Origin of the sequence: Shinella sp. SUS2 (assembly GCF_001262505.1) — a bacterium.
Taxonomy (GTDB): Bacteria; Pseudomonadota; Alphaproteobacteria; order Rhizobiales; family Rhizobiaceae; genus Shinella.
In genome coordinates, this window is sequence record NZ_KQ410732.1 from 424,287 (window position 1) to 437,342 (window position 13,056).

Annotated in this window: 10 protein-coding genes; 7 read left to right on the forward strand and 3 right to left on the reverse strand. The window is 66.1% G+C overall.

The window, feature by feature from the left end; genetic code table 11:
* The first annotated feature begins 3 nt into the window (after positions 1-3).
* A complete protein-coding gene (locus tag AKG11_RS18105) occupies positions 4-786 on the forward strand; it encodes an ABC transporter permease (RefSeq protein WP_023514355.1) in 783 nt (260 codons plus the stop codon).
* On the opposite strand, the gene AKG11_RS18110 is transcribed toward AKG11_RS18105, so the two are convergent.
* Entirely contained in the window at positions 783-2,183 is a 1,401-nt protein-coding gene (locus AKG11_RS18110) for an aminotransferase-like domain-containing protein (protein WP_050744885.1), read from the reverse strand. The two genes, AKG11_RS18105 and AKG11_RS18110, sit on opposite strands and share 4 nt — an antisense overlap.
* A gap of 196 nt (positions 2,184-2,379) precedes the next feature.
* Between AKG11_RS18110 and AKG11_RS18115 the strand changes: the two genes are divergently transcribed.
* The 3 genes from AKG11_RS18115 to AKG11_RS18125 all read left to right on the forward strand — a co-directional run bounded on the left by AKG11_RS18115 (position 2,380) and on the right by AKG11_RS18125 (position 4,808).
* A complete protein-coding gene (locus tag AKG11_RS18115) occupies positions 2,380-3,243 on the forward strand; it encodes a DMT family transporter (protein WP_037409247.1) in 864 nt (287 codons plus the stop codon).
* 130 nt (positions 3,244-3,373) lie between these two features.
* Positions 3,374-4,393 (forward strand): GlxA family transcriptional regulator, encoded by a 1,020-nt coding sequence (locus AKG11_RS18120; protein WP_023514352.1) that lies wholly within the window; start codon positions 3,374-3,376, stop codon positions 4,391-4,393.
* A gap of 88 nt (positions 4,394-4,481) precedes the next feature.
* Positions 4,482-4,808: a hypothetical protein gene (locus AKG11_RS18125; protein ID WP_050744886.1), complete on the forward strand. Its 327-nt coding sequence runs from the start codon at positions 4,482-4,484 to the stop codon at positions 4,806-4,808.
* Positions 4,809-4,908: 100 nt separating this feature from the next.
* Here AKG11_RS18125 and AKG11_RS18130 read toward each other — a convergent pair whose 3' ends face one another.
* Positions 4,909-5,214: a hypothetical protein gene (locus AKG11_RS18130; RefSeq protein ID WP_023514350.1), complete on the reverse strand. Its 306-nt coding sequence runs from the start codon at positions 5,212-5,214 to the stop codon at positions 4,909-4,911.
* A 174-nt stretch (positions 5,215-5,388) separates the two neighbouring features.
* Between AKG11_RS18130 and AKG11_RS18135 the strand changes: the two genes are divergently transcribed.
* The 3 genes from AKG11_RS18135 to AKG11_RS18145 are packed head-to-tail and all read left to right on the forward strand — an operon-like array spanning position 5,389 to position 10,776.
* Complete coding sequence (locus AKG11_RS18135) at positions 5,389-6,150, forward strand: ImuA family protein (RefSeq protein WP_050744887.1); 762 nt, start codon at positions 5,389-5,391, stop codon at positions 6,148-6,150.
* Positions 6,062-7,585 carry a DUF6504 family protein gene (locus AKG11_RS18140; RefSeq protein WP_050744888.1) on the forward strand — a complete coding sequence of 508 codons (1,524 nt, stop codon included), beginning with the start codon at positions 6,062-6,064 and terminating at the stop codon, positions 7,583-7,585. Before AKG11_RS18135 ends, AKG11_RS18140 begins: the two co-directional genes overlap by 89 nt.
* Positions 7,582-10,776: an error-prone DNA polymerase gene (locus tag AKG11_RS18145; protein WP_050744889.1), complete on the forward strand. Its 3,195-nt coding sequence runs from the start codon at positions 7,582-7,584 to the stop codon at positions 10,774-10,776. The genes AKG11_RS18140 and AKG11_RS18145 overlap by 4 nt, the downstream gene beginning before the upstream one ends.
* Before the next feature lie 55 nt (positions 10,777-10,831).
* Here AKG11_RS18145 and AKG11_RS18150 read toward each other — a convergent pair whose 3' ends face one another.
* Entirely contained in the window at positions 10,832-12,832 is a 2,001-nt protein-coding gene (locus AKG11_RS18150; protein WP_050744890.1) for a CocE/NonD family hydrolase, read from the reverse strand.
* Between the last annotated feature and the right edge of the window lie 224 nt (positions 12,833-13,056).

Below are 13,056 nucleotides of genomic sequence, written 5' to 3' on the forward strand. Positions count from 1 at the left end.
GCCATGTCGATGAAATTCGCCAAGATCACCTTCGCCACGCTGGCGATCCTCTTCCTCGTCGCGCCGCTCATCGCCATCCTGCCGCTCGCCTTCACCTCGAGCGTCATCCTCACCTATCCGATCCCGTCCTGGTCGCTGCGCTGGTTCGAGGAACTGTTCACCGCCGATGCCTGGCGGCGGGCGATCATCAACAGCCTGATCATCGGCACGGGCACGACGCTGCTTGCCACGGTGCTCGGCACGGCCGCCTCGCTCGGGCTGCGCAACCGTCTGCTCTTCTTCCGCGGCTCGATGCGCACGTTGTTCCTGCTGCCGATGGTGGTGCCGGCGGTCGTGCTCGGCGTCGGCATGCAGGTGCTGCTTGCGGGTTTCGGCCTGACGAACAGCTATGCCGGCGTCATCATCGCTCATACGGTCGTCGCCGTGCCCTTCGTGGTGGTCAGTGTCACCGGCGCGCTCGCCGGTATCGACGAGCGGGTGGAGCTGGCGGCGCAAAGCCTCGGCGCATCGCCCGCCACCGTCTTCCGGCGCGTGACGCTGCCACTTGCCATGCCCGGCGTGCTCTCCGGCGCGGTGCTCGCCTTCGCGACCTCGCTCGACGAGGTCGTGCTGACGCTCTTCGTCGCCGGCCCCAACCAGCGCACGCTGGCCCGGCAGATGTTCTCCAGCATCCGTGAGAATATCAGCCCGGCCATTGCCGCCGCGGCCTTCCTCTTCATCGCCGCGACGGTCGCGATCGGCCTCATCGTGGTGCTGTCGCGCTCCATGCTGGCGAAACGGCGTTAGGCTGTGCGTTTCAGCGTATTGGCCAGAACCTGGTAGATGCGTGGTTCCAGCATGTGCGCCACATTGAAGCGCATGAAGCCGGCGGCGCTCTGCGACACGCTGAAGACGTTGCCGGGGGCCAGCACGACACCCTCGGCAACGGCTGCCTGTGCGATCTCGCTGGAATCCAGCCCCTCCGGCAGCCGGCACCAGAGGTTGAAGCCGCCGCGCGGCTGGAGCCAGGGCGTGATGCCGAGCCGCGAAAGCCGTTCCGCCACCTCGCGCCGGGTGCGCACCAGCTTGCGGCGCAGCTCCTCCATGTGTTTGCGGTAACCACCGCCGGCAAGCATATGGGCGATGATCTCGCTGGACATCGGGCTCGGCCCGCCGAAATTGGTGGCGATCTGCAGATCGACCAGCCCCTCGATCCAGTCCGGCCGCGCGGCGATGTAACCGCAACGCGCCGAGGCGGAGAGTGTCTTGGAGAAACTGCCGATGCGGATGACGCGGTCGAGCCCGTCGAGCGCGGCAAGCCGGGTGGAGGGCTCCGGCTCGAAATCGGCAAAGATGTCGTCCTCGACGATGATCGTCTCGCTGCCGGCGGCAGCGTTTAGCAGCCGGTGCGCCACCTGTGGCGACAGCGTAGCGCCCGTTGGATTGTGGATCGCCGAATTGGTCACATAGAGGCGCGGCCGCTCTGCCGCGAGCACGGCCTCGAAGGCGGCGATGTCGGGGCCTGACGGCGTATAGGGCACGCCGATGACCGTCACCTGATGGGCCTTCAGCAGTGCCTGGAAATTGAAATAGCAGGGGTCGTCCACCAGCACCGTGTCGCCCGGGCGCAGCAGGAAACGGCCGATCAGGTCGAGCGCCTGCGTGCCCGTGCTCGTCAGCATCAGCTGATCCGGCCCTGCGGCAATGCCTTCCTCCGTCAGCCGGCCGAGCAGCAGCCGGCGCAGAAACGAAGAGCCGCGCGTGCTGCCGTAGTAGGCGATGAGATCGCTGTCGCCGCGCGCAAGGCTGCGGATCGCGCGGCGCAGTGCCTCGTCCGGCATCCAGTCCGCCGGCAGCCAGCCGCAGCCGGGCTTGAGCACCACTGTGTCGGCATCGAGCGATTGCCGCGACACCCAGAACGGATCGACCGCACGCGCCTTCGGTGTCGCCGCTTCCGCCAGCTTCAGTGGGGGCAGAGCGCTCTGCGAGACGTAGAAGCCGGAACCGCGCTGCGCCCGGATAAGCCCTTCCGCCGCCAATCGGTCATAGGCCTCCACGACGGTGGAGGGCGAGACACCCATGCTCGCGGCGAACCGGCGGATGGACGGCAACCGATCACCCGGCGTGAGCGCACGGCTGGCGATGCGGTGGCCGATGGTCGCCATGACCTCCGAAATGCGCGTGTGCGGTGTTGTGTCAGTCATGATTTCTCATTTTTGTACTGGTTCGCATGTGGGTACAGTTTGGAGAAATTGTACTGCACTGTTTCTGTCTTTTCCAGCCTTGCAAGCCTAGGAAGGCAGGACTGTTCCTCTGGAATAAAGCCGCTTCCGCAATGTCAGTCAGGAAGAGGTTTGACGCTCCATGGCAACAGCTCTGCACAGGAAAGGCATGAGATCGATGAGAACATCCATGGAAGGCTGGGGCAGCGGGCTGACCGGCGTCATCATTTTCAGCGGTTCGCTGCCGGCGACCCGCGTGGCGGTGGCGGATTTCTCGCCGCTGTTCCTGACGTCGGCGCGCGCGGTCATCGCGGCTCTTCTTGGTGCGGCGCTGCTCCTTGCCCTGCGCCAGCGGAAGCCGTCGCGCGACACGCTCTTTTCGCTGGCGATCGTCGCGCTCGGCGTCGTCGTCGGTTTTCCGCTGCTGACGGCGCTGGCGCTGCAATATGTCACCTCCGCCCATTCCATCGTCTTCGTCGGGCTGCTGCCGTTGGCGACTGCCTTTTTCGGCGTCCTGCGCGGCGGAGAGCGGCCGAAGCCGCTGTTCTGGCTGTTTTCCGGCATCGGCAGCGCCACGGTGGTGGGCTTCGCGCTGAGTTCGGGCGGGGACGTCTCGCTCGTCGGCGACCTGCTGATGGTCGCCGCCATCATCGCCTGTGGTCTGGGCTATGCGGAAGGGGCGAAACTTTCGCGCACGCTCGGCGGCTGGCAGGTCATCTCCTGGGCGCTGATCCTCTCTCTGCCGTTGATGGCGGTGATCGCCCTCTTCTCGCTGCCCGCGACATTCTCCGGCATTGACGGCGCCGCCTGGGCGGGGCTTGCCTATGTCTCGGTCTTCAGCATGCTGATCGGTTTCGTCTTCTGGTATCGGGGCCTTGCGCTTGGCGGCATCGCGGCCGTGGGGCAGCTACAGCTGCTCCAGCCCTTCTTCGGTCTCCTGCTTGCCGCCGGCCTGCTGCATGAGCGTGTGAGCCCGTTGATGCTGGTCACGACGCTCGCCATCGTGCTGTGCGTTGCCGGCGCGCGCAAATTCGCGCGGTAGCGAAAGCTGCCCGGGACCGGCAGCCCGCGGCGTTCGGGGAATGGAGGTGGCGGGCGAAATCTGCTATGGCTCTTGCCAGCGGCTCGTGCCTTCGGCGATAGTGTCGGGCGGAACGGCCTGGGAGAGCTGGATGGCGGCAGATGTTCGGACGTCGAAGGAGATGAACGGTGCCCTGGCGCCGAAGGCGCTGCGCGTCGGCTTCATCCTGTCGAAAAGTTTCACCCTGTCCGCCTTCGCGCTGTTCGTCGATACGCTGCGGCTGGCCAGCGACAGCGAGGATCGCTCGCGCCGCGTCCATTGTGACTGGGACGTTTTGAGCAGCACGCGCAACTTCATCACCTCGTCGAGCGGCATCCAGGTCGCCCCGACCGCGCCCTTCGCCGATCCCTCCTGTTTCGACTACATTGCCGTCGTCGGCGGTCTCCTGTCGGTGGAAGAGCCCATAGACAGCTATGCCCAGGCCTATCTGCGCAAGGCGGCCCAGGCCGGCGTCGGGCTGATCGGCCTCTGTACGGGCAGCTTCATCCTGGCCGAGGCGGGCCTCCTCAAGGGGCATACGGCCTGCGTCAGCTGGCTGCACCACCGTGATTTCCGCGGCCGTTTTCCCGATATCGAGGCGACGTCGGAGCAGATCTTCCGTTTTGACGGCAAGGTTGCCACCTGTGCCGGCGGCAGCAGCGTTGCCGATCTTGCCGCAACGCTCGTGCGCCACCACGTCGGTGAGGCGGCCGAGCGCAATGCGCTGGAAATCCTGCAGATCCGCCACCGGCGTGATGCGACCGACGTACAGCCGCGCAACCCGCTCGGCCTTGAAGCCCGCGACCGGCGCGTTCACCTCGCCATCATGATGATGGAACAGCACACCGAGGACCTCCTGTCGATCGACAGCATCGCCACCATGACGGGCGTCTCCCGCCGCCAGCTCGAGCGGCTGTTCGAGGGCGATATGGGGGCTTCGCCGAGCGCGATCTACATGAAGATCCGCATGGCCGCCGCGCTCACCATGGTGATGCGCACCAACAAACCGTTGATCGAGATCGCGCTCGAGACCGGTTTCGAAAGCCTGTCGCACTTCACCCGCCGCTTCCGTGCCGCCTTCGGCGATACGCCCTCGCAGATCCGCCGCGACGGCCGCCGCCAGGCGGGCTGAGGGGCAAAACGCCCGGCCGCCGGGAACCAAGCCGCGCGAAAACCGTTCGGTCTCTATTGCTGACAAGAGACTGTAACGGGAGATCGCAATGGCAAGCACCAACGACGTCCAATCCCAGATTTCCGCCCTGCGCGCAGAGATCGCCCAGCTCCAGAAGGACCTTGGCGAGCGCGGCAGCGAAGCCTATGAGACCATCCGCGACCGCGCCGGGAATGCCGTGGAGGCTGCTCGTCCGGCCGTTCGTTCGGCAACGAGATATGTGCGCAACGAAGGTGCCGCCGTCGCGCAGGCGGCGCGCGAGCATCCCGCCGCACTCTCCACGGTCGTCTTGACCGCAGGCCTTGCCGGTGTCGTCCTCGGCTATCTGCTCGGCTCGCTTGAAAGCGAACCGCCGCGCCGGCAGCGCTGGTTCTGAACCGACAAAAGCCCGGCTTGGCCGGGCTTTTTCATGCTGTGAGGAAACGGGGGCAAGACGCGGGTTTCCCTGGTTTTCCCCGTATCCCCGGGCACGCATGTCACCGGTGGCGAAGACCGAAGAGATAACCGATGAAGGCGGCGCCGGCCAGCGCGGCGAGCGGGTTGGCCTGAATGGTCTGGCGCACCTCGTCCCGCAGCGATTCCGCCTTGGCGACCGCCAGCTGGCCGGTTCCTTCGGCGATCAGCCCTGCGGATTCCTTCAGCCGGCTGATTTCCGCCTTCAGGGCCTCGATCTGCTCGTTCACCGTCGCTTCCGCCGCTGCCGCGCGGGCGTCTTCCGAAATGCTGTCGCGCCCCTCAACGACGCCGAGCGTACGCTTTCCGGTGCTCTTTTCGTCAGCCATGGACATGTCTCCTGGATTTGATGGAATGGCGAAAGGGAGAACTTTTGCCGCGCCACTTGGTTCCCGCCGATGATTCAAACTGTGATCTTTCCGGCGCGATCAGGCGATTGACTCTTACGGAATTTGAGAACAAAAAGAGAACATATAGCCTTTCAACCGGGAGCTGCCAAGCCGATGTCCGCCTCCGCCCATGCCGTTGTCGCGGACCTGCGCGACCGCATCCGGCAGTTCGACGGCCGCGCCCAGCGCGACCGGGCGGTGCTGCCCTTCGGTGTGCCCGAAATCGACGAGCGGCTGCCGGGCGGCGGGCTGGCGCTGGCCAGCCTGCACGAGATCTGCGGTGGCGGTGACGATGCCGTCGAGGCCAGCGCCGCCATGCTCTTTGCCGCCGGCATCGCCGCGCGCACCAAGGGACAGGTGCTCTGGTGCCTGACGCGGCCAGATCTTTTCGCGCCGGCGCTGGCGCAGGCGGGGCTTGCGCCGGGCCGTGTCCTCTATGTGGAGGCGGGTGACGAGAAGAGCCTGCTCCTCTGTTTCGAAGAGGGGCTGCGCCATGGCGGGCTCGGGGCCGTCGTTGCCGAGGTGGCGCGCCTGTCGATGACCGCCTCGCGCCGCCTGCAGCTTGCCGCGGAGGCCGGCGGCACGCTCGGTCTTGCCCTGCGCCGCTTCCGCCACCGCAAGGAGACGGAGGCCCTTGCGCAGCCCTCCGCCGCGGTGACGCGCTGGCGGGTCTATATGCGGCCCTCCGTTTCCCTTCCCGTGCCCGGCATCGGCCGGGCGCAATGGCTGCTGAAACTGGCCCGTTGCCGGGCCGGCGAGGCGGCGGACTTTGATGTGGAGGCCACCGATGCCGAGGGTCGTATCGCTTTTTCTTCCCGGCTGGCCGATCGATCGCCTGCGGCGGGCGCTCGGCACTTCGGCGCCGCCGCCGGATAGCCGGCTCGTGCTTGTCGGCCGTGACGGCGCGCGCCGCATCTTGACGGCGGTGAGCCGGCCGGCCGAGCAGGCGGGCCTACGCGTCGGCATGCCGCTCACCAAGGCCCATGCGCTGCTGCCCGGGGTCCTCACCAGGCCGGCTGACCCCGTGGCCGATGCCGCCGCCTTGGGCCGCCTCGCGCTCTGGGCGCTGCAGCACTATGCACCCATCGTCGCCCCGGACGCGCCCGACGGTCTCGTTATCGATACGACCGGTGCCGATCACCTGCATGGCGGCGAAGCGCACATGCTGACCGGCCTCGTCAATCGTCTTGCCGCCTCCGGCATCTTTGCCCGCGCCGCCATCGCCGACAGCTGGGGCGCGGCCCATGCCGCCGCCCGCTTCCTCGCCGATCCTGTCTGTATCATTCCGCCGGGCAGGGCAGGTGAGGCCGTGTCGCCCTTGCCGGTCACGGGATTGCGGATAGCGCCGGAAACGGTGGCTGGTCTCCACGTGCTCGGCTTCTCTACGATCGGTGAGGTGCTGGCCGTGCCGCGCGCGCCGCTCGTTCTGCGCTTCGGCCCGCTTCTCGGCCGCCGGCTCGACCAGCTCCAGGGCCGGATTTCGGAACCCGTCGATCCGCTGCGCGACCCGGAGCTCGTCACCGTCCGGAAGGTTTTCGGTGAGCCGATCGGCGCACCCGAAACCATCGCGCGCTACACGGCCAGCCTCGTGCACGATCTCTGTGCGGCGCTGGAAAAACGCGGTCTCGGTGCCCGCCGGCTCGATCTCCTCTTCCATCGTGTCGACAATTCCCTCCAGGCGATCCGTATCGGCACGGCACGGGCCGTGCGCGACGAAAGACAGCTCATCCGTCTCCTGACGGACCGTCTCGAGACGATCGATCCCGGCTTCGGCATCGAGATCATGGACCTGACCGCGACGCTGGCCGAACCGCTCGTCCTGCAGCAGGCCGTCTCCTCCCTGATTGAGGCGGAGGAAGCGGACCTTGCCGGCCTTGTCGACGTGATCGTCAACCGCATCGGTGCCGCGCGCCTCTACCGCATCGCCCCGGTCGAAAGCGACGTGCCGGAACGTTCCTTCCGCCGCATTCCGCCGCTTTCGCCCGAAACCGGGGTGACCTGGCCAAGCCGCTGGCCGCGTCCTGCGCGCCTTCTGGCCCGGCCGGAGCCGGTCGAGGTCATGGCGCTCCTGCCCGACCATCCGCCCGCCTCCTTCACCTGGCGGGGCGTGCGGCGGCTGGTCAAGCGGGCCGATGGGCCGGAGCGCATCTTCGGCGAATGGTGGAAGCGCGATGCGGAACTGGCGGCCGTGCGGGATTATTTCCAGGTGGAAGACGCCGAGGGAGCGCGCTTCTGGCTCTTCCGCTCCGGCAATGAAGAGCAGGCGGCAAGCGGGGCCGGTCGCTGGTTCCTGCACGGGATTTTCGCATGAAACCGCGTTATTCCGAGCTTCAGGTCACATCCCATTTCTCGTTCCTGCGCGGGGCGAGCAGCTGCGCTGACCTGTTCGCGCAGGCAAGCGCCCTTGGCATCGAGGCACTGGCCGTCGTCGACCGCAACAGCCTTGCCGGCGTCGTCCAGGCCTTCAAGGCGTCGCGCGAACTCCCGGCGAATGCCTCGAAGGTGCGGCTGGTGGTCGGCTGCCGGCTCGACCTTGTCGATGGCATGTCGCTGCTCGTCTACCCGACCGACCGCGCCGCCTATGGCCGTCTCTGCCGCCTGCTCACCATCGGCAAGAAGAAGGCCGGCAAGGGCAAGTGCCATCTCGACTGGTCCGACGTCGTCGACTGGAACGAGGGCCTTCTTGCCGTGCTGGTGCCCGACGAGGCGGGCGAGACCGCCGCCTTTCATCTGCGCCGCCTGCGCGAGCATTTCAGGGACCGCTGCTACCTCGCCCTCACGCTCCGCCGCCGGCCGAACGACCAACTGCGATTGTTCGACCTCTCCAACCTCGCCGCCCGCCATGGCGTTCCCACCGTCGTCACCAATGACGTGCTCTATCACGAACCCGCCCGGCGCATGCTGCAGGACATCGTCACCTGCATCCGCCACAACGTCGCCATCGACAATGCCGGCTTCCTGCGTGAACGTCACGCCGATCGCTACCTGAAGCCGCCGGAGGAAATGCACCGGCTTTTCAAGCGCTATCCGGAGGCGCTGCGGCGGACGCTGGAGATTGTCGAACGCTGCCGGTTCTCGCTGGCCGAGCTGAAGTACCAGTATCCGGACGAGAAGGAATATTCGCATCTGACGCCGCAGGAAGCGCTTGAGAAATATACCTGGGAGGGGGCGGCCAGGCGCTATCCCGGCGGCGTGCCGGAGACGGTGCGCGACAAGCTTCTCTACGAATTGCGGCTCATCGAGAAGATGGAATACGCGCCCTATTTCCTCACCGTGAATTCCATCGTCCACTATGCCCGCAACCTGCCGGTCCCGATCCTCTGCCAGGGTCGGGGATCGGCTGCAAACAGCGCCGTCTGTTTCGTCCTTGGGATCACGGCGATCGACCCGATGGAGAATGGCAGCCTTCTCTTCGAGCGCTTCGTCTCGGAACAGCGCGGCGAGCCGCCCGATATCGACGTGGATTTCGAGCACGAGCGCCGGGAGGAAGTGATCCAGTGGATCTACGATACCTACGGTACGGACCGCTCGGCACTCTGCGCCACCGTCATCCGTTATCGCTCGCGCGCGGCCATGCGGGATGTCGGACGCGCGCTCGGCATGCCGGAGGACGTGTTGAAGGCACTCTCTTCGCAAGTCTGGGGCTGGTCGCACGACTTGCCGCAAGGCCATGCCAATGCGGTCGGGCTCAATGTGGATGACCGCCGTATCCGGCTGCTGTTCGAGCTCGCCCGCCAGTTGCTCAACGCGCCGCGCCACCTCTCGCAGCACCCCGGCGGTTTCGTGCTGACCCGCGACCGGCTGGATAATCTCGTGCCGATCGAGCCGGCGGCGATGGATGCGCGCCAGGTGATCGAGTGGGACAAGGATGACATCGAGTATCTCAACTTCATGAAGGTGGACGTGCTGGCGCTCGGCATGCTCACTTGCATGCGCCGCGCCTTCGATTTCCTGCAAGAGCACAAGGGCGAGAGCTATACGCTGGCCACCATCCCCGCGGGCGATGCCGCGACCTACGAGATGATTTCAAAGGCCGACACGATCGGCACTTTTCAGATCGAGAGCCGGGCGCAGATGTCCATGCTGCCGCGCCTCAAGCCGAAGGAATTTTATGACATCGTCATCCAGGTGGCGATCGTGCGGCCGGGGCCGATCCAGGGGGACATGGTGCATCCCTATCTGCGGCGGCGGCAGGGGTTGGAGAAGGTGGAATATCCCAAGGCTGCTTTCGAGAAGGTCCTCAAAAGAACCCTCGGCGTGCCGCTGTTTCAGGAGCAGGCGATGCAGGTGGCGATCGAATGCGCCGGCTTCGAGCCAGGCCGGGCCGATCAACTCCGCCGCGCTATGGCGACCTTCAAGCAAACGGGTGGCGTGGACAAGTTCCGGGACGAATTGACCAATGGCATGGTTGGCAAAGGATACACCCGCGACTTTGCCGAACGAATGTGCCGCCAGCTCGAAGGGTTCGGCTCCTATGGTTTCCCGGAGAGCCATGCCTACAGTTTCGCGATCATCGCCTATGCCTCGGCCTGGATGAAGTGCCATCACCCGGAGATCTTCTGCGGGGCCCTGCTCAATTCCCAGCCGATGGGATTTTACGGCCCGGCGCAGATCGTGCGCGATGCACGCGAGCATGGGGTGGAGGTGCGGCCGGTCTGTGTCAATGCCAGCCGCTGGGATTGCACGCTGGAGCCGGCAGAGGCGGGGCGCCTTGCTGTTCGACTCGGATTACGGCTTGTGAAGGGGCTTGATAACAAGGAGATGGCCAGATTTGTTGCGGAAAGAGGTGAGGAGCCGTTTGCCTCTGTCGATGATCTGTGGCGCCGCACCAAGCTGGCATCCGACACGCTGGTGCGGCTCGCCGAGGCGGATACCTTCCGGCCGTCGCTCGCACTCTCCCGTCGCGAGGCGCTCTGGGCGCTCCGTGGTTTGCGGGACGAACCGCTGCCGCTGTTTTCCGCGGCGGCCGAGCGGGAGGCCGTGGTCGTGCCGGAATTGACGGAGCCGGTGGTGACGCTGCGGCCCATGGTGGCGGGCGGCGAGGTGGTGGAGGACTATGGCCGCGTCGGCCTGACGCTCCGGGCCCATCCGGTCAGCTTCCTGCGGGAGAGCCTTGCGCGCCGCCGCCTGCTTTCCTGCGCCGATGCGACGCGGCTTCGCGACCGCCAGAAAGTCGAGACGGCCGGTATCGTGCTCGTCCGCCAGCAGCCGGGCTCAGCCAAGGGCGTCATCTTCGTGACGATGGAGGACGAGACGGGCATTGCCAATCTGGTTGTCTGGCGCAAGGTTTTCCTCGCCTATCGTCCCATCGTGATGAGTGCGCCGATGATCGCCGTCAAAGGATATATCCAGCGGGAGGGGGAGGTGGTGCACATCGTCGCGCAGCACCTCACCGATCTTTCGGCCGACTTCGCCACCATCGGCCGGCGTGGCGATGCGGCCCAGCCGGAAACCCGCGAGGCAGTGCAGACCATCCGCGTCAAATCCCGCGACTTTCATTAGGAAACTCGCGCAAGCCGCTGATAAACGGTTTTTTTTGGTGGAAATTGTCGCTCCTCTACATGAAGTCGCGCGGGACCGCCCGTTCGAACGTCTTCTCGAAGATCTGCACCTCCCCCTCATAGGCGCGCACGCTGGCCGAGATCAGCCAGTCCGTCGCCGTGCAGGCGATGGTCGCGGTCGAGAGGGTGCGCACGAACCAGCCGGGGCGTTGCATGTCGCAGGTCCAGACGGCGGTGCCGGTCATCGAAAGCGGATCGTTTTCGGCGATCGACCAGAGTTCGTCGCGCAGCTGGCGGGTGGCAAGGCCCGTGCCGGGGTGCTCGTAGAGGCCGGTGTCCTCGTAGATCGTATATTCGGTGAGGCCGTTCGTCAGGTCGCGCTCGACCCCGCGGACGGTCTCGGCGGGGGCAAGCTCGGTATATTTCGGCAGCGGATCGGGATTGGCCGGTTCGGGGAGTGCGATGACCCGGTGGGCGCCGAGCTTCGGCAGGGCGAGGCCGAGCGAGGCAAGATCGATCGTCACGCCGGCATTCGTCGGCGGCGGCAGCACCATCGGCCAGTAGGAGGTCGAGAGCGACAGGCGGATGCGATGTCCGGCGCGGAAACGGTAGCCCATGGCGTCGAGCATGAGACGGACATGGACTTTTTTGCCCCTCGGCATCGCCTTCGGTTCGGCGTTGCCGTCGCGGTGGGCGAGGTTGAGCACGCCGAAGGTGACGCGCGTCGCCGTTCCGTCCGGATGCAGATCGACGAGGCGGGCGCAGAGATTGGCGATATCGGCGTCCGTTGCGATGTCGAGTTCCAGCACGGGCCGGCCGAGGAAGTCTTCGGCTACCGTGAGCGGCGCGGTTTCGATCACCAGCGAGCCGGCGTCATCGAGGCGCTGGTCGAGCGCCATCTCCGCATCCGGCTTCAGCGTAAACCATTCGCCGGCCATGATGCCGGTGTCGAGCGGGGATTTCAGCGTGCGGTCGTAGCCGCTGGCGCCGGCGATCGGCATGCCGGGGGTTAGGGTGCCGTATTGCTCGACGTAGAAGGTCGCCATGTCGGGCGCCTCCCAGCGATCCTTGGCAATCCAGAAGCCGGGATCGGCCTCGCGGCGGAGCGCCGGGCGGGGGGCGTCCTGGATATAGGCGCGCACCTGCGGTGTTTCCTCCGCCCCGTTCTCTTCGCCGCGCAGCCAGCGGTTCCACCAGGCGATGGCTTCCGCATGGAAATCCATGCGCGGCTTCGGCCAGGCGAAGTGCGGATATTTATGCACCCAAGGGCCGATCAGCGCCTTGGCCTTGTCGCCGAGACCCTCGACGGCCTTCAGCGGCGTGCTGCGATAGCCGTCCGCCCAGCCGGCGATGACGAGGGCTGGCACCGGGAAGCCGGCGAAATCCTCGCAAATGGAGCCGTGCTTCCAGAAGGCGTCGCGGCGCTGGTGCTGCAGCCATTCCTCCAGGAAGAAGGGTTCGTTCTCCAGCCGCTCCAGCCACATCGCCTTCCAGCGTTCGCCGACGATGGCAGGGTCGGGCGAGCGGGACTGATAGGCGAGCATGGTGGCGGCCCAGGAAAGCTGGGCCGAAAGATGCGTGCCGTTCTTGTAGTGGATGTCGTCGTTGTAGCGATCCACGGTGGAGGCGATGGAGATGACGGCCTTCAGCGCCGGCGGCTTCAGGGCGGCGACCTGAAGGCAGTTGAAGCCGCCCCAGGAGATGCCCATCATGCCGACCGATCCGTTCGACCAGGGCTGCGCCGCAATCCACGCGATCAGTTCGCAGGCATTGGCGAGCTCCAGCGGGGTATATTCGCCGTCGATGACGCCGTCGGATTCGCCGGAGCCGCGGATATCGACGCGCACGCCGGCAATGCCGGCGGCGGCGAAGACGGGATAGGTCGATTCATCGCGCGGGCTCGTGCCGTCGCGCTTGCGGTAGGGCAGGAATTCGAAGACGGCGGGTACGGGATCCGCCTCCGCGCCGTCCGGCATCCAGATGCGTGCAGCCAGCCGGGTGCCGTCGGCAAGCGTGATCCACTGGTTTTCGATGACGGTGAAGGGGCGATCGGTCATGGACGGTCCGTTCTGAGGAGGGCGCGGCAAGAAGCATTGCCTCGAGCATGCCCGATTTTCACGCGGGGCGTCGAGCCGGATGCGACCTTTGCCCCCGCCAAATCGTCAAATGTAATAAAACTACAAAACTGAAAGTTTGCGAGATTTTTATGTTGCAAAATTTCAGATTCTCCCTCTAACTGCCCCCACGAAGCCGCGCATAGCAGGACAAACCGGCGCGCTTT

Coding starts and splice junctions, on each gene's coding strand:
- AKG11_RS18105 (WP_023514355.1), top strand. CDS start 4: ATGTCGATGAAATTCGCCAAGATCACCTTCGCCACGCTGGCGATCCTC.
- AKG11_RS18110 (WP_050744885.1), bottom strand. CDS start 2,183: ATGACTGACACAACACCGCACACGCGCATTTCGGAGGTCATGGCGACC.
- AKG11_RS18115 (WP_037409247.1), top strand. CDS start 2,380: ATGAGAACATCCATGGAAGGCTGGGGCAGCGGGCTGACCGGCGTCATC.
- AKG11_RS18120 (WP_023514352.1), top strand. CDS start 3,374: ATGGCGGCAGATGTTCGGACGTCGAAGGAGATGAACGGTGCCCTGGCG.
- AKG11_RS18125 (WP_050744886.1), top strand. CDS start 4,482: ATGGCAAGCACCAACGACGTCCAATCCCAGATTTCCGCCCTGCGCGCA.
- AKG11_RS18130 (WP_023514350.1), bottom strand. CDS start 5,214: ATGGCTGACGAAAAGAGCACCGGAAAGCGTACGCTCGGCGTCGTTGAG.
- AKG11_RS18135 (WP_050744887.1), top strand. CDS start 5,389: ATGTCCGCCTCCGCCCATGCCGTTGTCGCGGACCTGCGCGACCGCATC.
- AKG11_RS18140 (WP_050744888.1), top strand. CDS start 6,062: ATGCCGAGGGTCGTATCGCTTTTTCTTCCCGGCTGGCCGATCGATCGC.
- AKG11_RS18145 (WP_050744889.1), top strand. CDS start 7,582: ATGAAACCGCGTTATTCCGAGCTTCAGGTCACATCCCATTTCTCGTTC.
- AKG11_RS18150 (WP_050744890.1), bottom strand. CDS start 12,832: ATGACCGATCGCCCCTTCACCGTCATCGAAAACCAGTGGATCACGCTT.